Origin of the sequence: Methylobacillus glycogenes JCM 2850, assembly GCF_000617925.1 — a bacterium.
GTDB lineage: Bacteria > Pseudomonadota > Gammaproteobacteria > Burkholderiales > Methylophilaceae > Methylobacillus > Methylobacillus glycogenes.
In genome coordinates, this window is sequence record NZ_BAMT01000005.1 from 117,204 (window position 1) to 137,291 (window position 20,088).

General features: G+C 52.4%; 19 protein-coding genes, 1 tRNA gene and 3 pseudogenes. 10 read left to right on the top strand and 13 right to left on the bottom strand.

Translation table 11 applies throughout. From position 1 onward, the window contains the following. The first annotated feature begins 101 nt into the window (after positions 1-101). Together JCM2850_RS21405 and JCM2850_RS08910 are read left to right on the top strand one after the other, a co-directional pair. Complete coding sequence (locus JCM2850_RS21405; RefSeq protein WP_148301226.1) at positions 102-530, top strand: hypothetical protein; 429 nt, start codon at positions 102-104, stop codon at positions 528-530. A gap of 245 nt (positions 531-775) precedes the next feature. Next, positions 776-1,204, top strand: coding sequence for a hypothetical protein (locus tag JCM2850_RS08910; RefSeq protein WP_025871275.1), 429 nt, complete (start codon positions 776-778; stop codon positions 1,202-1,204). Between the two features lie 542 nt (positions 1,205-1,746). Here the strand turns inward: JCM2850_RS08910 and JCM2850_RS08920 are convergent. Beyond that, positions 1,747-1,823, bottom strand: a tRNA-Arg gene (locus tag JCM2850_RS08920). 77 nt (positions 1,824-1,900) lie between these two features. Between JCM2850_RS08920 and JCM2850_RS08925 the strand changes: the two genes are divergently transcribed. Both JCM2850_RS08925 and JCM2850_RS08930 read left to right on the top strand, forming a co-directional pair. Then, positions 1,901-2,209 (top strand): hypothetical protein, encoded by a 309-nt coding sequence (locus tag JCM2850_RS08925; protein ID WP_148301227.1) that lies wholly within the window; start codon positions 1,901-1,903, stop codon positions 2,207-2,209. Positions 2,210-2,270: 61 nt separating this feature from the next. Next, entirely contained in the window at positions 2,271-3,098 is an 828-nt protein-coding gene (locus tag JCM2850_RS08930) for a symmetrical bis(5'-nucleosyl)-tetraphosphatase (protein WP_025871279.1), read from the top strand. Between the two features lie 152 nt (positions 3,099-3,250). On the opposite strand, the gene JCM2850_RS22730 is transcribed toward JCM2850_RS08930, so the two are convergent. The 10 genes and pseudogenes from JCM2850_RS22730 to JCM2850_RS08970 form a co-directional block, all read right to left on the bottom strand. Beyond that, positions 3,251-3,508 carry a hypothetical protein gene (locus JCM2850_RS22730; protein WP_234406190.1) on the bottom strand — a complete coding sequence of 86 codons (258 nt, stop codon included), beginning with the start codon at positions 3,506-3,508 and terminating at the stop codon, positions 3,251-3,253. A gap of 12 nt (positions 3,509-3,520) precedes the next feature. Beyond that, a pseudogene (locus JCM2850_RS23425) lies at positions 3,521-3,574 on the bottom strand (hypothetical protein); the annotation flags it as partial. Positions 3,575-3,597: 23 nt separating this feature from the next. After that, positions 3,598-4,008, bottom strand: coding sequence for a lysophospholipid acyltransferase family protein (locus JCM2850_RS23430; RefSeq protein WP_267879264.1), 411 nt, complete (start codon positions 4,006-4,008; stop codon positions 3,598-3,600). A 19-nt stretch (positions 4,009-4,027) separates the two neighbouring features. Next, positions 4,028-4,777 carry a GNAT family N-acetyltransferase gene (locus tag JCM2850_RS08940; protein WP_025871281.1) on the bottom strand — a complete coding sequence of 250 codons (750 nt, stop codon included), beginning with the start codon at positions 4,775-4,777 and terminating at the stop codon, positions 4,028-4,030. A 178-nt stretch (positions 4,778-4,955) separates the two neighbouring features. Beyond that, complete coding sequence (locus JCM2850_RS08945; RefSeq protein ID WP_025871283.1) at positions 4,956-5,408, bottom strand: outer membrane lipoprotein; 453 nt, start codon at positions 5,406-5,408, stop codon at positions 4,956-4,958. 10 nt (positions 5,409-5,418) lie between these two features. After that, complete coding sequence (locus JCM2850_RS08950) at positions 5,419-6,381, bottom strand: carbohydrate kinase family protein (protein ID WP_025871285.1); 963 nt, start codon at positions 6,379-6,381, stop codon at positions 5,419-5,421. Positions 6,382-6,502: 121 nt separating this feature from the next. Beyond that, a complete protein-coding gene (locus JCM2850_RS08955; protein WP_025871287.1) occupies positions 6,503-7,078 on the bottom strand; it encodes a TetR/AcrR family transcriptional regulator in 576 nt (191 codons plus the stop codon). Positions 7,079-7,575: 497 nt separating this feature from the next. Beyond that, positions 7,576-8,370, bottom strand: a complete 795-nt coding sequence (locus tag JCM2850_RS08960) for a hypothetical protein (RefSeq protein ID WP_025871289.1) — start codon at positions 8,368-8,370, stop codon at positions 7,576-7,578. Positions 8,371-8,381: 11 nt separating this feature from the next. Further along, positions 8,382-8,795, bottom strand: coding sequence for a protoporphyrinogen oxidase HemJ (gene hemJ / locus JCM2850_RS08965; RefSeq protein WP_025871291.1), 414 nt, complete (start codon positions 8,793-8,795; stop codon positions 8,382-8,384). After that, positions 8,795-9,301: a peroxiredoxin family protein gene (locus JCM2850_RS08970; RefSeq protein WP_025871292.1), complete on the bottom strand. Its 507-nt coding sequence runs from the start codon at positions 9,299-9,301 to the stop codon at positions 8,795-8,797. Before JCM2850_RS08970 ends, hemJ begins: the two co-directional genes overlap by 1 nt. 201 nt (positions 9,302-9,502) lie before the next feature. Between JCM2850_RS08970 and JCM2850_RS18240 the strand changes: the two are divergent. From JCM2850_RS18240 to JCM2850_RS18245, 4 genes and pseudogenes are all read left to right on the top strand, one after another. Next, positions 9,503-13,317 (top strand): annotated as a pseudogene (locus JCM2850_RS18240) (DUF3683 domain-containing protein). A 258-nt stretch (positions 13,318-13,575) separates the two neighbouring features. Next, complete coding sequence (locus JCM2850_RS08980) at positions 13,576-14,028, top strand: DoxX family protein (protein ID WP_025871294.1); 453 nt, start codon at positions 13,576-13,578, stop codon at positions 14,026-14,028. Between the two features lie 88 nt (positions 14,029-14,116). Beyond that, the gene (locus JCM2850_RS08985) at positions 14,117-14,443 is read left to right on the top strand and encodes a YnfA family protein (RefSeq protein WP_025871297.1); all 327 of its coding nucleotides are present in this window, start codon (positions 14,117-14,119) and stop codon (positions 14,441-14,443) included. A 148-nt stretch (positions 14,444-14,591) separates the two neighbouring features. Next, positions 14,592-15,593: a trypsin-like serine protease gene (locus JCM2850_RS18245; protein WP_081775013.1), complete on the top strand. Its 1,002-nt coding sequence runs from the start codon at positions 14,592-14,594 to the stop codon at positions 15,591-15,593. A gap of 1 nt (position 15,594) precedes the next feature. On the opposite strand, the gene phoR is transcribed toward JCM2850_RS18245, so the two are convergent. Together phoR and phoB are read right to left on the bottom strand one after the other, a co-directional pair. Next, positions 15,595-16,923, bottom strand: a complete 1,329-nt coding sequence (gene phoR, locus JCM2850_RS08995; RefSeq protein WP_025871301.1) for a phosphate regulon sensor histidine kinase PhoR — start codon at positions 16,921-16,923, stop codon at positions 15,595-15,597. A 37-nt stretch (positions 16,924-16,960) separates the two neighbouring features. After that, positions 16,961-17,646 (bottom strand): annotated as a pseudogene (gene phoB / locus JCM2850_RS18250) (phosphate regulon transcriptional regulator PhoB). Between the two features lie 220 nt (positions 17,647-17,866). On the opposite strand from phoB, the gene JCM2850_RS09005 reads away from it, so the two are divergent. Further along, positions 17,867-19,480, top strand: coding sequence for an OFA family MFS transporter (locus JCM2850_RS09005; protein ID WP_025871302.1), 1,614 nt, complete (start codon positions 17,867-17,869; stop codon positions 19,478-19,480). A gap of 22 nt (positions 19,481-19,502) precedes the next feature. Further along, on the top strand, positions 19,503-20,078 hold the full coding sequence (locus JCM2850_RS09010) for a DNA-3-methyladenine glycosylase I (RefSeq protein ID WP_036265819.1): 576 nt from the start codon (positions 19,503-19,505) through the stop codon (positions 20,076-20,078). Positions 20,079-20,088 lie beyond the last annotated feature (10 nt).

A 20,088-nucleotide genomic window follows, 5' to 3' on the forward strand; every position in this document is an offset into this window, starting at 1 on the left:
ACATATCTGTTTTTAAGTAAGCCTGATAATGACGGATTTTAATTAAAAGGCTGCTAAGCTGGTGTTTCGATAAGAAGAGAGATATTGGTGAGGAGACTTCGTTGAAAAATTCAGGGTATGAGGAAAGTTTATTAGGTATTTTTCTGGTTCCATTTATATTCATATTTTGGGGTGTATCTCATTACCATAATCCCCCTTATGTGGCTTCTTACAATGATAGGATATGGATAGAAAATTCTTTTTCAATGCTGCAAAAAAGTTTGAGTGAATGTAGCAATTGGGAAAGATCAGCTAATGTATCGAGGCAAAGCATGGCAATAAGCTATGCTGTTCCTTGGTGCGGAAGCCGCGAGATTTTAAGACAGACCCTTTTTGATAATGGTTGGGTTGTGAATGCGGCGAGGAATAGTGATGCGCCTTTTTGCAAAGATAATTACTTGGCGGCAATCGAGTATGAAAGAAATCAATACTTTATTACCATAATGACTAAGTCTTATCGCAAAGATTTATGCGTTGCAAGCGTAAGCTAATTGATTTTAGTGCGATGACAGTGAAAATAATATTTTAAAAGAATCGTTAATAATTAAAACTCAAGAGGAGAAGTGACTTCTCAAACAGAGCGTTAGAGTGGAAATGGTGCGCCCGAGAAGGTGAAGCTGGGTAATGGGAAAATTGTTTTCAGTGTTAGGATTTGGGTGGTGAGCTTTAAATGACTAAGGGTTAAGAATGTGGTTATACCATTCTATTTTAGTTGCATGCTTTACAAGGTGAATCCATGGGGCGCGAACAAATCTTCATAACTTTTGAAAGTTTAATCATCGATGAGTTTGAGTATTCAAGCTCCGGTGACATCACAATTCCTGGTGGTCTCAAGCTTGCGACTTTGATTGCCAAAGTGTTCGAAAATCTCGGGTTTGATACATCACTGCCAATTCAGTATCAGTATTATGGCTGGGAGGTCATAGCAAAAAATTCAGGGATAAAATGCTGGTTTTTACTTCAATATCCTGGACCTTGGTTGCTAATTGTAGAAAATAGAACTGGATTTTTCTCAGGGATTAATGCGAAAAGCTTTTCATTTAAAGGCATAGTGGAAAATCTAAAGAATAATCTTATGTTGGATACAAGATTTTCTAACGTTAAGGTTTTTACAAAGGCGGAGTACGAGTCTTTAACATCAAAGAATTCTGCCTTGCTTTCATGAAAGTCTGTATTTGATTTATTAAAGGTTTTCAAAAAGCTGAGCTTTTCATTTGAGGCCGTAGTCTTTGCCGTGTAGAACGAGGCTTGGTAAGTATCCAGAAAAGCAGGCAAGTGACCTTTGGCCTCGGAATCAAAAAGTTATAAATGTAGTTGTTGAGTGAAGTAACTCAGATGATTGCCTTGGCATACTGCCATCAGCAGGCTGAACGCTTTGTCGTTGGGTTGGATGAGATATTGCAAAAAAGAGCGCAGCAGCAGCCTGCGCGAGTGGCGCTAGGTTAGGAGTTTGTAAGCGTTCGACGTGTGCGGCTTTCACCTGTAGACCAAATCAAAACCAAGCACTTGGATGCCTTTGCTAAGACCTTAAATGCCAAGTTGCTTGCCAAAGACTCTGGGTGTGCAAAGCGCTATTTGTACTTGCCAGGGGATGAGATGGTGGTGATATCTAGAATAGCGATGACGACGTATAGTCATGAGGCACTAGCTCAATTAGCTTCAAGTCGAAGCCGCCAGTCTAATCAAGTGCCCACTTTTGTATCTGGTTGGTGCGCCCGACAGGAGTCGAACCTGTGACCTTTGGCTTCGGAAACCAACACTCTATCCAACTGAGCTACGGGCGCATGCGAGGCAAGGCGCGAATTATAGCAAATGCTGGCCTTGCTGTCCCGCTTAGTAACCTTTTCCCAGTTGCGGGTTATTGAGTATAATTGACGGCATTTTCCCCTGTATCAAGGACATGGCTGGCATGAGCGCGCACGAGTTAGATTTCCCCAAGACCACTAAAAAAGAATTCATTCTTGCTGCCCTCGGTGGCTTGTTTGCGCCTGTGCTGGTGCTGTTTTTGGTGGCACGTCTGTTTTTTGGTATTCAGGCCAGCCATATTGATGATCCTGAAGTGCAAGCTCCCGCCGCTGCAGCAGCAGCGCAACCAGCGGCTGATGATGCGGAAGAAGCTGAGCCTGCTGAAGCCGAGGCACCTGCTGCCGATGCGGAAAAGAGCGAATAAGCTTTTAGCTTAATTCGCTGGTCTGAATTCGCTAATCTGATTCTTTTTTTACAACCCTGATATGTCCACGTACGCCATAGGTGATGTTCAGGGTTGTTTTCAATCCTTCCTCTCTCTGCTGGATGTAATCCAGTTTGATCCCGCAAAAGACAAGCTCTGGTTGGTGGGTGATCTCATCAATCGCGGCAATGGTTCACTAGAAACCTTGCGCTGGGCCAAGGCGCATGAAGATAGCCTGATTCTGGTGCTGGGTAATCATGATCTGCATGCCCTGGCGGTGGCCGAAGGCTATGTGCGTGCCCATCGCAGTGATACTTTGCAAGCCATTTTTGAGGCGCCAGACCGTGATGAGTTGCTGACCTGGCTGCGCTTCCGCCCCATGATTCATCAAGAGGGTGAATATGTGATGGTGCATGCGGGGCTGTTGCCACAATGGACGGCGGCGCAGGCGGTGTCATTGGCGCGTGAGGTGGAGTTGGCTTTGCGTGGTGCAGACTACCGAGATTTTCTGCAACAGATGTATGGCAATTACCCGGTGCAGTGGCAGGATGATCTTGAAGGCATGGATAGGCTGCGCATGATAACCAACGCCATGACGCGCTTACGTGTTTGCAGCCCTTCGGGCGCGATGGACTTCCACTTCAAGGGGGAGTTGGCCGATGTGCCTGCGGGATGCGTGCCCTGGTTTGATGTGCCGGGCCGTGCTTCTGCCGATGCTACGGTGATTTTTGGCCACTGGTCTGCCTTGGGCTTGCAGCAGCGCGATAATCTCTATGCACTGGATACTGGTTGCCTCTGGGGCGGCAAGCTCACCGCGCTGCGGCTGGAAGATGGTGCGACTTTCCAGGTGGGTTGTGATCCTGCGGATGGCGCGCGGCAGGTCAAGTAAATGCTGCGGTTATTGCAAGGCTGCTGACATTTCCCACTGAGCTAGCGCTCTACCTGCACTGTTAATGCCAAGGGCTGCATCTGCCACGATCTGGATGCAATGCTCCAGGTCATGTCCCGCCTAGTTACTTAATCTAAATTCAGCCTGCAGTATTAATCCAAGTTCAGTCTGGCCGCGATGGATTGGCGTGCCATCAAGCACAAGCCACGTCTTTCATGTCCACTGCTGGCAATCGGCGGAGCAAAATCCAGTTCTATCACCGGACTGTGTTGTGCCAGCACCATGCGCAGCGATTGCCAGAGCGTGGTATCAGCATGGTAGGCCATGGCGATATTCACGCTGCCATCTTCATTGGGGTAACGGATGGCAAATGGACGTATGCTGGTGTTGCTGTCAATGACTGCTTGCATCAGGCCGCCTTTGAAAGGACGTAATTCAGTGCCGTCCGTGGTTGTGCCTTCCGGGAAGTAGCACAAGGTATCTCCGGCTTTAAGGCTTGCTACGGCGGTAGCACCATGCGCCCGGTATCACGGGTTTTTTCACGCTCTATAAACAAGGTGTTGGCCTGGGCCACCAGCCAGCCTATGACTGGCCAGCCACGAATGTCGGCTTTGGCGATAAAGCGCACGGTACGCAGGCTGTTGAGCGCGTGGATGTCCAGCCAGGAGATATGATTGGCCACAAACATGGTGCCTTGAGTCCCATCGTCAGGCACATGGCCTTTGGCAATGACCCTGATGTTGAGTATGCCAAGAAACTGCCTGCTCCAGCGCCTGATGATGAGGTCACGCCTGCTGGCACTGACGCGTGGCAGTATGGTGGCCGCAACCACCAATCCATAGAGTGTATGCAGGGCCAAACGCGTCAGACGATAGAGTTGCGCGGGGAGTGCGGTTTTCTTATTTTGCAAGCAGGGGTTGGCGGGCAGCCTATTTGAAAAAGTGAGCTGCATAGCGTTTGTTGAGTCGGGCTAATGGTAGCATGACCAGGATATCGGCCGTATTGAAATCAGGGTCCCAGGCGGGTGCGCCGCAAATATAGGCACCCAGGCGCAAATAGCCTTTGATCAATGGCGGGCAAGTCACTTCTTGGTCGTGACGCAGGGCTTCCAGCGGCAAGGGGCAATTGGGGAACACACGGTATTCAGCAGGCGACAGGTGCTCTTTCTGCAACTGGTGATACAGGCTTGCTGCCATATGACCGCCATCGGCCATGCCTATGCTGCCGCAACCTATCATGTATTCGTATCTGTGTACTTTCATGTAGTTGGCGAGACCTGCCCACAACAAAGTAATGGTGCCGCCCATGCGGTAATCCTTGTGCACGCAGGCACGGCCCACTTCTACCATGCTGGGTGCCAGGTGACGTAAACGCGTGAGGTCAAATTCAGCGGCGGAATAATAACCGCCTGCTTCATTGGCCATGGCGGGGCTTAATATGCGGTAAGTGCCTACCACTTCCCCCGTGTCTTGATTGCGCACCAGCAAGTGGTCGCAAAATGCATCAAAGCCATCTTGATCCAGGCCATTCGCACCAGCCAGATTGGCACCCATTTCTTCTGCAAATACTTTGTAACGCAGGCGCTGCGCTTCTGCAATTTCAGAGGCGTTGCGGGCCAGGCTGACGTAAAGTTGGCTCGCTCCGGGTTTGTTGCCTAGGGGTAACTGCCGATCAAGCATGAGGCTTTCCTGACTGCTGTTGAAATTAGCAGCACTGTAAAAGTCTCAAATGACTGAAAAGTTAAGGAAAGTTTAAGCTTTTATGAAAACGCCGGGCAAAAGCCCGGCGTCATTGGATTTTGCAGCGTTAGATTAACGCTGTGATACTGCGAGAAGATACGTAGAGTGAGTAAGCCGTTTAGTGGGTAACGCGAGTAGTCCCACCGCTTTCAACCAGACGTACCTTGTCGCCAGGGCTGAAGGCTACGTCGGCTTCCTGCACGATGGCCAACATAGTGCCATTTTCCAGTTTTACCGTGATTTCCAGACCATCTTTGCGGGTAACGCCTTCTTCAGCCGCTGCACCTGCCAGGCCACCCACCAGTGCGCCCAGCACTGTCGCAATCGCCTGGCCTTTGCCGCCACCAACCGAGCTACCCGCAATGCCGCCCACTACCGCACCTGCGCCACCACCGATGGGGGTTTTTGTGCCTTCAAGTTTGACGTTGCGCACGCTTTCCACCACGCCCAGGCGCACCGTCTGGGTTTTGCGCGCTTCGTCGCGGCTGTAAACATCCCCGGAATTGGAACTCATGCAGCCGCTCAGAACCAGCAGGATACCTGCCGCAGCAATCAGTGAGGTAGTACGCATATCATGCTCCTTAAGCGTTAGTTTCTTCTACGTGTTGTGCCAGGGTTTCGTTCACCAGCACCTGGCTGTAAGCAAGCTGGATTTGATCGCGGGTAGGCTTGTGGTTCTGTGCCCCGCGGCTTTCTATTTTCAGTGCGCCCATGACTGAGGCCAGACGGCCACACACTGGCCAGTCCCAGCCCTGAACAATGCCATAAAGCAGACCAGCGCGGTAGGCATCGCCACAGCCAGTCGGGTCAACTACCTGCAATGCCGCCATAGGGGGAATCTCAAAGACCTGGTCATCAGCATAAATAGTAGAGCCTTCAGCGCCCTTGGTAATAATCAGTGCCTTGACCTTGCTGGCAATCTCTTCAATGCTGAGACCGGTTTTTTCCTGCATAAGTTGCGCTTCGTAATCATTGGCGGCCACATAGGTGGCAAGCTCAATGAAATGCAGCAGTTCTTCGCCGCTGAACATGGGTAAGCCCTGGCCAGGGTCAAACATAAAGGGAATGCCTTGCTCATGACATTCTCTGGCGTGCTGGAACATGCCATCACGACCATCGGGGGCGATAATCGCCAGGCTGATGTCATTGGCATCCAACACACTATTCTGATGGCATTCCTGCATGGCACCCGGATGGAAGGCGGTGATCTGGTTATCTTCCTGATCAGTGGTGATAAAGGCTTGTGCAGTAAAGCTGCCGGGAATTTGCTTGATGTGTGTGGTATCCAGCTGGTTTTGCTGCAGCCAGATGCTGTACGGCGCGAAATCCTCACCTACGGTAGCCATAATGACCGGGTCACCAGCCAGCAGTTTGAGGTTGTAGGCGATATTGCCTGCAGTGCCGCCGAATTCACGACGCATTTCCGGCACGAAGAAGCAAAGATTCAGCATGTGGATCTTGTCTGGCAGGATATGATTTTTGAATTGGTCGCCAAACACCATGATGGTATCGAATGCCATGGAGCCACAAATGAGTATGCGCATGTGTCTATCTATAATCTAAAGAGTAAAGCCGCATTATCTCGGGCGCGGGGTGGGACTGCAAGCATGAAAAAAGCCCGCAATACTTTGCGGGCTTGATCTTGGGTACTTTTGAGTTCAGCGTTTAGGCGGCGGCCTGGGTTTCTAGGGAGTTCTCAATCAGAATTTTGGCGGCCTTCTTGGCATATTTCACCGCGCCAGAACCACGCTTGATTTGCTCGGCTTGGATAGCGCCCTCAATCAAGATAGATAACTGCAGCGCCAGGCTATCTGGATCGCGCGCGCCAGCATCGGCGGCCAGTTCTACCAAAAACTGACGGAACTGACGTGACTGCTCGGCAGAGAGGCGGTGCACCGGATTTTCTTCATTGGGAAACTCCGCAGAAGCTTTAAGAAAAGCCATGCCACGGAAATCAGGGGCGGTGACCCACTCCTCGATAAAATCAAACAGCTTCTGCAGGCGTTCAGAAGGCTTCTTGGTGTTCTTGTTGAGGTTGTTGCTCAACCAAGTGGTGAAATCGGCATGACCCTTTTGCAATACTTCCAGAATCAGGTCTTCTTTGCTGCGGAAATATTTGTACAAGGTCATCTTGGTGGTGCCAGCCACCGCCACAATTGTGTCTACACCTGTCGAATTGATGCCTCGCGTCTGAAACAAGTCAGAGGCAACATGCAGTATTTTTTCCCGTAACACGGACATAATCTGTTTCCTTGTGGGTGCACACTGTGAGTGTGGCGGATATATACAATTTAGTATATACGTATTGCTAGCGTTGCTGTTGAATATCAAGTCTTGATTGCAATTTATTCAACTCACGCCCGAGTATAAGTCCTGCCTCCAGTTCATGCTTGTCTTAAGTGTAAACAAGTTGTTACGAAAGTATAAAAAAGTGTAAACATGGCCATGATCAGCCAGTGGGAAAACTTAATGGTGCTGTTTACTGGAAGGTATGGTTAAGACTATTTTTTTCACTTTTTTACTAGGCGAACTTGTGTCGCAGCGCAGGAGTTTAACTAGTAGCAAGTGATGAAATGGCGTTGTAGCCTGAGATTGGCCGGTATGGGTGTGGTGATGTGGATGTCGGTGGGATAGGGGTAATTGAGTTTTTAATAGCCGCAGCCAGGCCAAAAAATAACCTTAGGCCAAATCAAATCGCTGGCTCAAGACCTTTTGCTAGCTCAATATTGCTGGCTAACTCAAGATCGCTGAATAGGTTTATTTGCGGTGACGCCCGGGAGAATAAGCTGGGCCTTGATATAAGCCTGTTCAGGCTCTGAAAGCATGGTCAGCGGTTTGTATTCGCAACTGACTCTTTGCATGAGTTTGCTCGCCAGGCGCATTTCCGCATCCTGATTGGAGGGGGCGCCTGCAACCACTTGGCGCAAGTACACCTCGCGCTCAGATTCATCCAGCATCAGCGCCTGTGGGAAGTGGCAATTGGCTTGGCGCATTTGATTCAGAGTGTGATGCAAGCTGGTTAATAGTTTGGGGCTGGCGGCAGGCTCCTGCGCAACGGTATTCCACAGTTGATGGCTGGCGGGAGTTTTGTGCACTGGCGGCAGATCGCGCATGATGTACCAACCCAAAAATATCGCCATACCAATCAGGCTCACAAAGCTGGCGCTCATGCTGAAATCGCCAAATTTGCGCCAGCTGCCATCGCATTGCGCATGTATCAATGCGTCTGAGGCAATGCGTGCATTGTGCAGCGCGTGGCAGCCTGGCTGTTTCAGTTCCTGCTGCAATGCATTGCCAAACATAATCAGAATTTGTTGCGCCAGTACTTCTGGAATTTGTGCGCCACTGCGTTTGGCAAGCTTGGTCAGGTGACGCATCAGGGCGGGAGTTTGCTGCGTAAGTTCTGTCGCGGTGGCGCTGGAAAGCTGGTCAATATGCTGGCTAAGGTCAAACATGCCAAGCAAGCGCGATGCGGGTTTGCCTCTGCTCTTGCGCAGAAGTTGCATCAATAATGACTGGTTACGCTTGAACATGGCATGCCCCTTCAGAACGGTTTGACCACTACCAGAATCACCACCCCTGCCAACAGCAGCACAGGGAATTCATTGAGCCAGCGATAGAACACATGGCCGTGACGGTTGCGATCATGCTTGAAATCAAACAGCAGTTTGCCGCAATACAGATGGTAGGCAATCAGAATGGCAACCAGCGTTAGCTTGGCATGCAGCCAGCCGCCGGAAATACCATAACCCTGCCATAGCCACATGCCGAAGACGATAGTCAGCACCGCACCTGGGGTCATGATGCCGAAGAATAACTTACGCTCCATGATCTTGAAGCGCGCACTGCCTGTGCTGTCTTCTGTCTGGGCGTGATAGACAAACAAGCGCGGCAAGTAAAACAAGCCCGCAAACCAAGTCACCATAAAGATGATATGCCATGCCTTAATCCACAACATCAGCCTGCTACTCCCAGCTCGCGGTTAAGTAATTGCCTGAGTGCAGCAAAATCCAGCACGCCTATGAGCTTTTGCGTAATCCTGCCCTGCTTATCAATGATGAAGGAGGTTGGGGTCACACGCACATCGCTGAATTTTTCGGCTGCCTCGCCCTGACTGTCATGGGCCACCGGGAAGGGCAGGGCGTTGTTCTGACTGTAAGTGATGATCTGTTGCAGCTTGTCGTAGGGCATGGCTACGGCAACGACTTCAAAGCCTTTGTCCTTATATTGCTGGTAAGTATTGATCAGCTCGGGCATTTCCTCAATGCAGCCTGGGCAATCTGTGGCCCAGAAATTGACCAGCACCATTTTGCCTTGCAGCGATGACAAGGGAATGGTTTTGCCTTGCAGGGTCACAAAGTTGATATTGGGTGCTTGCGGCTTTTGGGTCAGGGAAAAACCCAGAAAGGCGATCAGGCCGATGACGACGATGGGGATGAGGATTTTGCGCAATTTCTGGAGCATGGTGACAACCAATTCATTACCTGGATGATGCTTGAATGCCATTGTGGTGTTTTTTATGTCACTTGTCATCTGAAATGCATGGCGCAGAATCTTTCTTCCGGAACAATTCTCATTTGCGAAACCCGCGCCAGTACTGCATTTGCGCTTAATCGACAGGGTATCTCCATGATATAATTGTGCCTTTAGCCGCCATTAAAAAGCATGACTGCCCGCTTACGCGAAATCCCATATAACTACACCTCCTTTTCTGACCGGGAAATTGTCATTCGTTTTCTCGGGGAGGAAGTCTGGAATGTCTTGAATGACCTGCGCGCAGAGCGCCGCACCGGACGCTCAGCCGTATGCTGTTTGAAGTGCTGGGGGATTTGTGGGTGGTATCGCGCAATCCTTACCTGCAGGACGATCTGCTGGGTAATAAAAAGCGCCGCCAGGCATTGATTGAAGCACTCAATCACCGCATCAAGGCCATTGACGAGCGCAGCGCTGGCAATCCCAAGGTGCTTAAGCTGGTAGTGGCCGCGCGCAAGGCGGTGGAACAGTTCTCCCAGGATTTCCGCGAAACTGAAAAGCTGCGCAAGCTTTCTCAGGCCAAGCTCGCTAAATACACACATAAAGACAACATCCGTTTTGACGGCTTGTCTCGTGTTTCGCACGTCACTGACGCCACCGATTGGCGCGTTGAATATCCATTTGTTGTGCTGACCCCAGACACCGAGCAGGAAATCGCTGCCCTGGTGCGCGTCTGCATAGAGCTGGGCCTGACCATCATCCCGCGCGGAGGCGGTACGGGTTATACCGGTGGTGCGGTGCCACTGACCAAGCTGTCTGCGGTGATCAATACCGAAAAGCTGGATCAGTATTCTGAAGTCAATTATGTGGCCTTGCCCGGCGTGGCTGAGAAAGTGCCTGTGATTCATTGTGGCGCAGGCGTGGTGACGCGCCGCGTGATGGAAGCGGCCAGCAATGCCGGACTTGAATTCGCCGTTGACCCCACCTCGGCCGATGCCTCTTGCATAGGCGGCAATGTCGCCATGAATGCGGGTGGCAAGAAGGCCGTGCTCTGGGGCACGGCACTGGATAACCTGGCCTCGTGGCGCATGGTCACCCCGGATGCGCAATGGTTGTATGTGGAGCGTCTGGAGCACAATCAGGGCAAGATTCACGATATTGCCATGGCGCGCTTCCGCATCAGCCGCTTTGAGGAGGATGGCAAAACGCCTATAGGCCAGCCTGAAGTGCTGGAAATACCCGGCCCTAGCTTCCGTACCGTGGGTCTGGGCAAAGATGTTACCGACAAATTCCTCTCCGGTCTGCCCGGCATTCAGAAAGAAGGCTGCGATGGCTTGATCACCTCGGCCACTTTCATTCTGCACCGCATGCCCAAGCATGCGCGTACCGTGTGCCTGGAATTCTTCGGCCATGTGGCTTTGGCCGTGCCCTCGATTGTTGAGGTCAAGGATTACCTGGACGCACACCCCAACACCATATTGGCGGGTCTGGAGCACTTGGACGAGCGCTACCTGCGCGCCGTAGGCTATGCCACCAAGGCCAATCGCAGCGAGCGCCCGAAGATGGTGCTGATTGCCGATATTGCCAGCGATGACGAAATTGGCGTGGGCGAGGCCGCTTCACAAGTGGTACGCCTGGCCAATGCGCGTGGCGGCGAAGGGTTTATTGCGGTCTCTAGCGATGCGCGCAAGAAATTCTGGCTGGATAGAGCGCGTACTGCAGCGATTGCCAAACATACCAATGCCTTCAAGATCAACGAAGATGTGGTGATTCCATTGCCACGTCTGGGCGATTATTCCGATGGCATTGAGCGCATTAATATTGAGCTTTCCATACGCAACAAGCTAAAGCTGCTGGATGAGCTTGAAGGCTTTATGCAGGGCGATCTGCCGCTGTATGAAGACGACGAAACCCAGGCTGACCAAGAGATGCTGGTGCAAAAGCGCCAGATGGCCTTGCAATTGTTCTCGGCTACACGCCAGCACTGGCGCAATGTGCTGGACAACCTGGATGGCGCAATCTCCCTGCTGGGGGCAGATTTCAGTGACCTTGCCGTGGAAAACATCTTCCGCGCAGTGCAAGAGCACCAAGTGCGTATTTCCTGGAAGCAGGACATCAAGAAAGAGCTGCATCGCATCTTTATCGGCCGTGAGTACAGACGCATTCTGGAACGCTGCGACGAAATTCATAAGCAGGTATTGAAGGGCCGTGTGTTTGTAGCGCTACATATGCATGCGGGTGATGGCAATGTGCACACTAACATCCCGGTCAATTCCGATGACTATGAAATGATGCATACCGCCCATGAAGCTGTAGCACGCATCATGAAGCTGGCTACAGGCTTAGGCGGGGTTATCTCGGGTGAGCACGGCATAGGCATCACCAAGATGGAGTTCCTCGACGAGAAAACCGTCTCTACCTTTGCCGCCTACAAGGCCAAGGTAGATCCCGAAGGCCGCTTCAACAAGGGCAAGCTGATGGCGGGTTCCGGCCTGCATTCGGCTTACACGCCTTCGTTTGGCCTGCTGGAGCAAGAGTCCATCATCATGGAGCAATCCGCCATAGGCGAGATTGCCGATTCCATCAGCGATTGTCTGCGTTGTGGCAAGTGCAAACCGGTATGCACCACGCATGTACCACGCGCCAATCTCTTGTACAGCCCACGCAACAAGATTCTGGGCACCTCATTATTGATTGAGGCTTTCCTCTACGAAGAGCAGACGCGGCGCGGCATTTCGCTCAAGCATTTTGATGAGTTCAATGATGTGGCCGACCATTGCACCGTGTGCCACAGATGCGAAAAGCCCTGCCCGGTAGATATCGATTTTGGTGATGTTTCGATTGCCATGCGCAACTTCCTGCGCGAGCAGGGGCGCAAGCATTTCAACCCTGGCACTGCCGCTGCCATGACCTTCCTTAATATCAAGGACCCCGCTACCATACGCGCCATGCGTACGGCCATGGTGGGCATAGGTTATAAAGCGCAGCGCCTGGGGCATAGTGTGTTCAAGAAGCTGGGCCTATTGGGCAGCAGCAAGAAGCATCCACCGCAGACTTTGGGCAAGCCAGAGATCAAGGCGCAAGTGATTCACTTCTTGAACCGCCCCATGCCCAAGGCCATGCCGACCAAGACCTCGCGTGCGCTGCTGGGGATTGAAGACGACACCATAGTGCCGGTTATCCGCAACCCGCAGAAAGCCAGCGAGGATGCCGAGGCGGTGTTCTACTTCCCTGGCTGCGGCTCTGAGCGTTTGTTCTCCACCGTGGGCTTGGCCACTCAGGCCATGCTGTATGAGGCTGGTGCCATTACTGTGCTGCCGCCTGGCTATCTGTGCTGCGGTTATCCGCAAACCTCCAGTGGCAATCATGACAAGGGCCAGCAGATCACAGCTGATAATCGTGTGCAGTTCCACCGCGTGGCTAATACGCTGAACTACCTTGATATCAAAACCGTGATTGTCTCTTGCGGCACCTGCATGGATCAGCTACAGAAGTATGAGTTTGAGCGTATCTTCCCCGGCGCACGCCTGCTGGATATCCATGAATATCTGATGGAGAAGAACTTCAAGATCGAAGGCATCACGGGTACGCGTTATATGTATCACGACCCCTGCCACTCGCCGATGAAGACGTATGCGCCAATGAAAGTCACCCAGGCGCTGGTGGGCGAGAATGACGTGGCACTCAATGATAGATGCTGCGGCGAGTCCGGCACCTTTGCTGTGGCACGTCCTGATATCGCCACCCAAGTCAAAATGCGCAAGCAGGAAGAACTGGAAAAAGGCATCAGCAAGCTGGGCCTGACACCTGGCAAGCCTGAGCAGGATGTGAAAATCCTGACTTCTTGCCCATCTTGCCTGCAGGGCTTGTCACGCTATGGTGAAGATACTGGCATAGAGGCCGATTACATCGTCGTGGAAATGGCCAAGCATGTGCTGGGTGAGAACTGGATGCAGGATTACGTGCAAAAAGCCAACAACGGCGGCATAGAGAAAGTATTGCTGTAATTCTCCCTGCTTTATAAGCCACTTAAAAGCCAGCACTCGCTGGCTTTTTTATTCCGCCAGGCGCTAGGCTAATTCCTCAAGGCTTTGACCCATGATCCGGGGTAAAGGGCTTTATTTTCGGCATGTAGATGTAGTCATTGCAATTTAATTGTCAATTAAATCTTATTATTTTACTATTTGGTGCGTTGTGGCCGGTGCTGAACTCGCGCGACACATGACGCAGTATCCAAATGAATAATTGGCAAGGAGCATCTCGCAATGAAACATCTCATCTATCTATTGCTGGTTCGAGACGTATTAAATCTGGCTGCGCTCAGCTTATTGGCTTGGATACGCCACAGTCTGTTGGCCTTGCTCGCCAGAGTCGCCATTGCGATGGTGTTCTTGCAATCTGGCCGTAGCAAAGTTGATGGTTGGTTGACGCTCAAAGACAGCACTTACAGCTTATTGCGTGAGCAATTGGCGCTGTTGCCGCCAGAGCTGGTTGCACCAGTGATTGTCTACACCGAGCATCTGTTTGCAGCCTTGCTGCTAGTGGGGTTTCTTACCCGATTTTCCGCCATTGCATTGCTGGCATTGACGCTGATGACTCAAGTGCTGCTAATGCCAGCAGCCTGGCTGAGCCATTTAACCTGGGCGGCATTGCTGTTATTCATCATAGGCAGAGGCGCTGGCCGTATTTCGCTGGATCATGCGCTAGGTTTGCATTAAGGCTAGTGTCTGAACTTGAGCGTTTCAGCACAAGGCCGCCAACAGCTTCTCGCCCTATAATGCAGGCATTGAAACCGAAGAGCCTGTCATGCTGGTCCTGAAGACATTTATCCTGTTTGTAATTACCGCCCTGGCTGAGATAGTGGGCTGTTATCTGCCTTATCTCTGGCTGAAGAAAAATGCCCCGATCTGGGTATTGCTGCCTGCGGCCTTGAGCCTGGCGCTGTTTGCCTGGCTATTGAGCTTGCACCCCAATGCAGCTGGCCGCGTCTATGCGGCCTATGGCGGGGTTTATATCTTTGTGGCACTGGGCTGGTTATGGCTGGTGGATGGCATCAGGCCCAGTACCTGGGATGTGGTGGGGGTGATGGTGGCGCTGCTGGGTATGGCCATCATTATGTTTGCGCCACGTTGAGCTGCTAATGCTCTAGAGCTGGAAATAGGGGCTGCACATCTACAGGTTAAAGTGGGTTGAAGCTACATATAGCTTGCCCAGTTAGCCAATACACAAGCCCATGCATCAAGAGTAAAGTGTAGGCGAGTACATTCCACCGGGGGTGCACATGCTGACATTTGCTCGAATATGCTATCTGCACGGTTTGCTGTGCTTCTGCCTGTGCATTCCCGAAGCTGCTGCCGTCATGCAAGGGCAGTTTCTGGAAAACGCCCCTGTGGTGCAGCTGGTTTTTGAGCACAGGGATTGGCATGAGTTTCGCCAGGAATGGCGGGTAAGCCATAGCGAGTGCAGCGCGGTGATAGTGGGCAACAAACCACTCACCTTGCTAACCGCAGCCCATTGCCTGCGCGATGTAGGTAAGGATGCCGCCAGTGGTTTACCCAGCGTCAAGATCGCGCAGACGGCCCAGCAACATCTGCTGCAAGCCAAATTGCAATATGCAGTGTTCCCAGAATTCGACAAAGTGCGTGGCAACCTGATTGATGATCTTGCGGTGCTGGTATTTGACCTGCAGCTAGGGGATGATCAGGCCTTGGCCCCAGTGCTGCTGGATACTCCATCAGACAATATCACCATCTGCGGTTATGGTTATGGCTCCGCAGACTCCCTACCTCACACCCTACGCTGCGGCCAGCGCCATCTCTATGGCGGCGCTGAAAACTTCAATCGCTTTTTGCCTGTGGATTACGAGTCTCAGGACCCCTTGTTCTATGCTCGCTACCGCACGCAGTTTGAGAGCAAAACGAGCGCTGTCTCATCGCTGGAGGCCTTATGGGCGCTGAATCGGCTGGATGATGTTGGCGAATATGATGTGCACTTGCCCATGCCGACCTTGGGTGATTCAGGCGGGCCGTGGCTGCATGCGCTGCAGGATGGACATTATGCTGTGATTGGCGTGACCAGCTTTGTCGAGAGTTTTTATGGCAGCTCGCCGCAATGGGCGTTTTTTCGCCAAAGCAGTGCGCCCTTGCAGGATTTTGTCTATGCCGCCTATGGTATTCGGCTGGATAGCATGCGGGCGCGTAAGCTCTTCAATGCCGCACGCATGAAGGGGGCGGATATACGTGTGGTGCGGCAGAGCTGGCTGAAGCGAGAGGGGGCTTTCTGACTCAGGCGCTGACGGGGGCTGCCTGAACTGCCTTGTGTACCAGGCGGCTTTGCGGCAATACGATGCTGAAAGTACTGCCTTTGCCAGCCTCGGATTCAATCTCGATATGGCCTTGATGCCGCGTCAGTATGTGCTTGACGATGGAAAGACCCAGGCCAGTGCCGCCTGTTTCGCGCGAGCGGCTGCGATCCACGCGGTAAAAACGTTCGGTCAGGCGGTCTATATGCTGTTGTTCTATGCCTATGCCAGTGTCATGCACACTGAAAACCACTTCCTTGCCGCGCTGGAATAGCTTGAGATTGATCTTGCCACCCTGCGGTGTATAGCGCACGGCATTGCTCACCAGATTGCCCATGGCGCTATGCAGCTCCTCATGCGCGCCCTTGATAAACAGGCCTGGTTCTATAGGCTCCAGAGTGATCTCGTGCTTATCCTTGCTCAGGCTTACGCCCTCATGCAGCAGCATATTGAGCAAGGCTTGCAGGTCTATCTCGGTTTCCTGCGGTGCTTCCGGGCTGTTTTCCAGCTGCGAAAGTGTGAGCAAGTCCTCAATCAGGCGGCGCATGCGGCTAGTTTGCTCCTGCATCATGGCGAAATAGGCACGGGTGCTATCGGGTACCGCGCCATCCATATCGGTCAGGGTCTCAATAAAACCACCGACCACAGTCAACGGCGTGCGTAATTCATGCGAGACATTGGCAATAAAATCGCGGCGCATGGTTTCCAGCTTTTCTAGTTGGCTGACGTCGCGCGAGATGAGTAACTTTTGATTGGCGCCAAACGGCACCAGCTGGATTTCTAAGGTTGCGCCAGTCGTGCGCCAGGATTTGAGTTTGATAGGCTCGGCATAATCCTGCCTGTGCAAATACTGGATAAAGTCTATGGGACGTACCAGATAGCTGATCGGCTGCCCGGCATCCTGGCGCATGGAAAGGCCTAATTGCTGTTCAGCCGTCGGGTTGCACCATTCAATCTGGTCACTGCCGTTAAGCAGCACCACACCATCGGGCAAGGCACTGGCAGCATGGCGGAATCGATCAAGCGCGGAGCTGATTTGCGCCTGGCTGCGGCTATGTCTGCGCTTCTCGTAATAAATCGCGGCAAATACATCTTCCCAAATGCCGCTGCCCACTGGCATGGCATTGAGCTCAGGCTTTTTAAACCATTGCAGCAGCTGATGCAGCCAGTACAGATGGCTGGCGAGGTAAGTCAGCAGAATGGCACTGAGCACCCAGAGGGCGGTAATGGCATCCTTGGCCACCCAGGTAATGAGGCACACCAGGGTAGTAGCCAGCGCAAGCCACAAGGCTTTCCATCGAATATCTTGCACAGATTCAATCTTGTCTAGGACAGGTCGCCATTATGAGCTACTGGGCGGAGAAACGGTAGCCAACGCCACGCACGGTCTGGATAAATTCCTCATGACCAGACTCGGAAAGCGCCCTACGCAAGCGACGGATATGCACGTCCACGGTTCTATCTTCCACAAACACGCGATCACCCCATACTTTATCCAGCACCTGGGTGCGGGAATGCACACGCTCGGGATTGGACATGAGGTAGTGCAACAGGCGGAATTCGGTAGGGCCAAGTTCCAGAGTCTTGCCATTGCCTGATACGCGGTGGGTCATGGGGTCCAGACGCAAACCGCCTGCCTCAATCGGATCATCCGTCATTTGTGGCGCGCGGCGACGCAACACAGCTTGATGCGCGCATTCAATTCACGGGGGCTGAAAGGCTTGGTGACATAGTCATCCGCACCTACTTCCAGACCGCGTACCTTGTCCGCTTCTTCACTGCGGGCGGTCAGCATGATGATGGGGATGGTCTTGGTCAATTCGTCACCCTTGAGTTTGCGGGCAAACTCAATACCGCTCATGCCAGGCAACATCCAGTCCAGCAAAATCAGGTCGGGCAGGGTTTCGCGAATCAGCATTTGTGCCTGCTCCACGCTCAGGGCGCGAATGGGGTTGTGACCAGCCTGGGTCAGGTTGAGAGCAAGCAATTCCTGGATGGCTGGTTCGTCTTCTACAACCAGTATGTTAGCTGGCATTTGGTATTTCCTCGCTGTTTGAATGTCGAGCAATATATGACGCTAATATGACAGATTGATGAACTAGATTAAATAGGTTAAGGCATTGCACATTCGGCCAATTTATATGATGATTTGTAACAAAATGTTTCATCGGCTCTGCGCTTGCGTGGTGGCAAGCTCACAGGCTGGGCTGATGACAAGAAATCACATCAAAAATTAAATCCTCAGGAGAGTATGAATGGCTGGATTCTTTTCCCGGGAACGCATCACTGCGGGCCCAGGGTATAACCGTTGGTTAGTACCGCCCGCAGCGCTGGCAGTGCATCTTTCCATAGGCATGGCCTATGGTTTCAGTGTGTTCTGGCTGCCGTTATCCAAAGCACTAGGCATTAATGAGCCTTTGGCCTGTGCGGATGACGTGGGCTTCTGGATGCGCGCCTTTACTACCACCTGTGATTGGAAGGTCAGCGATCTGGGCTGGATGTACACCTTGTTCTTCGTGTTTCTGGGTTCTTCCGCGGCAGTGTTTGGCCATTGGCTGGAACATGCCGGGCCGCGCAAGGCGGGGGCTGTGGCCGCGTGCTGCTGGGGTGGTGGTCTGATGATTTCCGCCATAGGCGTTTATACCCACCAGCTATGGTTGATGTGGCTGGGTTCTGGCGTCATTGGCGGCATAGGTTTGGGTTTGGGCTATATTTCCCCGGTATCCACCCTGATCAAGTGGTTCCCGGATAAGCGTGGCATGGCCACTGGCATGGCCATCATGGGTTTTGGTGGTGGTGCCATGATAGGCGCACCGCTGGCCAATAGCCTGATGGGCTACTTTGCCACCGAAACCTCGGTAGGCGTATGGCAGACGTTTGCCACCATGGGCGTACTGTATTTTGTGGCTATGATGATAGGTTCTCTGGGTTATCGCGTGCCTGCGCATGGCTGGAAACCCGAGGGCTGGCACCCACCTGCCAAGACCACCAAGGCCATGATTACCCCACATCATGTGCATGTGAACCAGGCGCATAAAACGCCGCAGTTCTGGCTGCTGTGGAGTGTGCTCTGCCTTAATGTCAGCGCGGGTATAGGCGTGATCGGCATGGCCTCACCCATGTTGCAGGAGGTATTTGGTGGTTTGCTGATTGATGTGCCGCTCAAGCTCAGTGAGTTGAGTGGCGATCAAAAGCTGCAAGTGGCCGCCATAGGCGCGGGCTTCGCTGGTCTTTTGTCGTTCTTCAATATCCTTGGGCGCATAGGCTGGGCTTCATGCTCGGATTTCCTGGGCCGCAAGCGCACCTACATCATCTTTTTTGCCCTGGGCTTTGTGCTGTATGTGCTGTCTCCCTGGGCCGGTGATATTGGCAGTGTGGCGCTGTTTGCTGGCTTGTTCTGCATCATACTCACCATGTATGGCGGTGGCTTCTCTACCATTCCCGCCTACCTCGCGGATATCTTCGGCACTCAGCACGTAGGTGCTATTCATGGCCGCTTGCTCACCGCCTGGGCCACTGCCGGGGTGTTGGGGCCAGTGATCGTCAATTATCTGCGCGATTACCAATTGGCTCAGGGCGTCCCTGCTGATCATGCCTACAACATGATCATGTATGTGCTGGCTGCATTGTTACTGGTGGGTTTGATCTGCAATCTGCTGGTGCGCCCAGTGGCCCAGAAGCATTACATGACCGCGACCGAGCTGGAAGCCGAGAAGAAAATTTCGCATGAGCAATCAAAAGCTGCGGTGAAAACCGCAGTGCATAGCAGCAGCAAGGTATTGACGGCAGTAGTCTGGGTGGCTGTAGGTATCCCGATTGCCTATGGTATCTGGAACACCTTGCAGAAAGCCGTTATCCTCTTCCACTAAATTAATCATTGGTGGAGATGGAATGGCTGAGCTGTGTCGTTGTGGATGGGCCAGGGGTGAGTTGGATATTGCCTATCATGACAGCGAGTGGGGCGTGCCCCTTCATGACGACCAGCGGCTATTCGAGTTTCTGATTCTTGAAGGTGCGCAGGCGGGCTTGAGCTGGAGTACCGTGCTGAAAAAGCGTGCGCACTATCGCCAGGTGTTCGATCAGTTCGAGATTGCCAAGGTGGCGGCATATGATGAAGCCAAAAGCCAGGCCTTGCTGGCCGATCCAGGCATCATACGCAACCGCCTCAAGGTGGCTTCAAGTATCATCAATGCCAGGGCCGCGCTGGAAGTGCAGGCGCGCTATGGCAGCCTGAATCAATTTCTCTGGCAATTTGTTGATGGTCAGCCGCAACAGAATCACTGGGCCAGCTTGGCCCAGGTTCCTGCCAAAACCCCGGTCTCAGACCAAATGTCTAAAGTCTTGAGCAAGCATGGCTTCAAATTTGTCGGTTCTACCATCTGTTATGCCTTGATGCAGGCAACTGGCATGGTCAACGATCATGTGCAGGATTGCTTTCGCCATGATGAGGTGCGTGCTCTCGCTTAGGCTGCATGCT

Bases quoted from the DNA above. Each gene is read 5' to 3' on its own strand.
- JCM2850_RS08910 (WP_025871275.1), top strand. From the start codon at position 776: ATGGGGCGCGAACAAATCTTCATAACTTTTGAAAGTTTAATCATCGAT.
- JCM2850_RS08930 (WP_025871279.1), top strand. From the start codon at position 2,271: ATGTCCACGTACGCCATAGGTGATGTTCAGGGTTGTTTTCAATCCTTC.
- JCM2850_RS22730 (WP_234406190.1), bottom strand. From the start codon at position 3,508: ATGCAAGCAGTCATTGACAGCAACACCAGCATACGTCCATTTGCCATC.
- JCM2850_RS08940 (WP_025871281.1), bottom strand. From the start codon at position 4,777: ATGCTTGATCGGCAGTTACCCCTAGGCAACAAACCCGGAGCGAGCCAA.
- JCM2850_RS08945 (WP_025871283.1), bottom strand. From the start codon at position 5,408: ATGCGTACTACCTCACTGATTGCTGCGGCAGGTATCCTGCTGGTTCTG.
- JCM2850_RS08950 (WP_025871285.1), bottom strand. From the start codon at position 6,381: ATGCGCATACTCATTTGTGGCTCCATGGCATTCGATACCATCATGGTG.
- JCM2850_RS08955 (WP_025871287.1), bottom strand. From the start codon at position 7,078: ATGTCCGTGTTACGGGAAAAAATACTGCATGTTGCCTCTGACTTGTTT.
- JCM2850_RS08960 (WP_025871289.1), bottom strand. From the start codon at position 8,370: ATGTTCAAGCGTAACCAGTCATTATTGATGCAACTTCTGCGCAAGAGC.
- hemJ (WP_025871291.1), bottom strand. From the start codon at position 8,795: ATGTTGTGGATTAAGGCATGGCATATCATCTTTATGGTGACTTGGTTT.
- JCM2850_RS08970 (WP_025871292.1), bottom strand. From the start codon at position 9,301: ATGCTCCAGAAATTGCGCAAAATCCTCATCCCCATCGTCGTCATCGGC.
- JCM2850_RS08980 (WP_025871294.1), top strand. From the start codon at position 13,576: ATGAAACATCTCATCTATCTATTGCTGGTTCGAGACGTATTAAATCTG.
- JCM2850_RS08985 (WP_025871297.1), top strand. From the start codon at position 14,117: ATGCTGGTCCTGAAGACATTTATCCTGTTTGTAATTACCGCCCTGGCT.
- JCM2850_RS18245 (WP_081775013.1), top strand. From the start codon at position 14,592: ATGCTGACATTTGCTCGAATATGCTATCTGCACGGTTTGCTGTGCTTC.
- JCM2850_RS09005 (WP_025871302.1), top strand. From the start codon at position 17,867: ATGGCTGGATTCTTTTCCCGGGAACGCATCACTGCGGGCCCAGGGTAT.
- JCM2850_RS09010 (WP_036265819.1), top strand. From the start codon at position 19,503: ATGGCTGAGCTGTGTCGTTGTGGATGGGCCAGGGGTGAGTTGGATATT.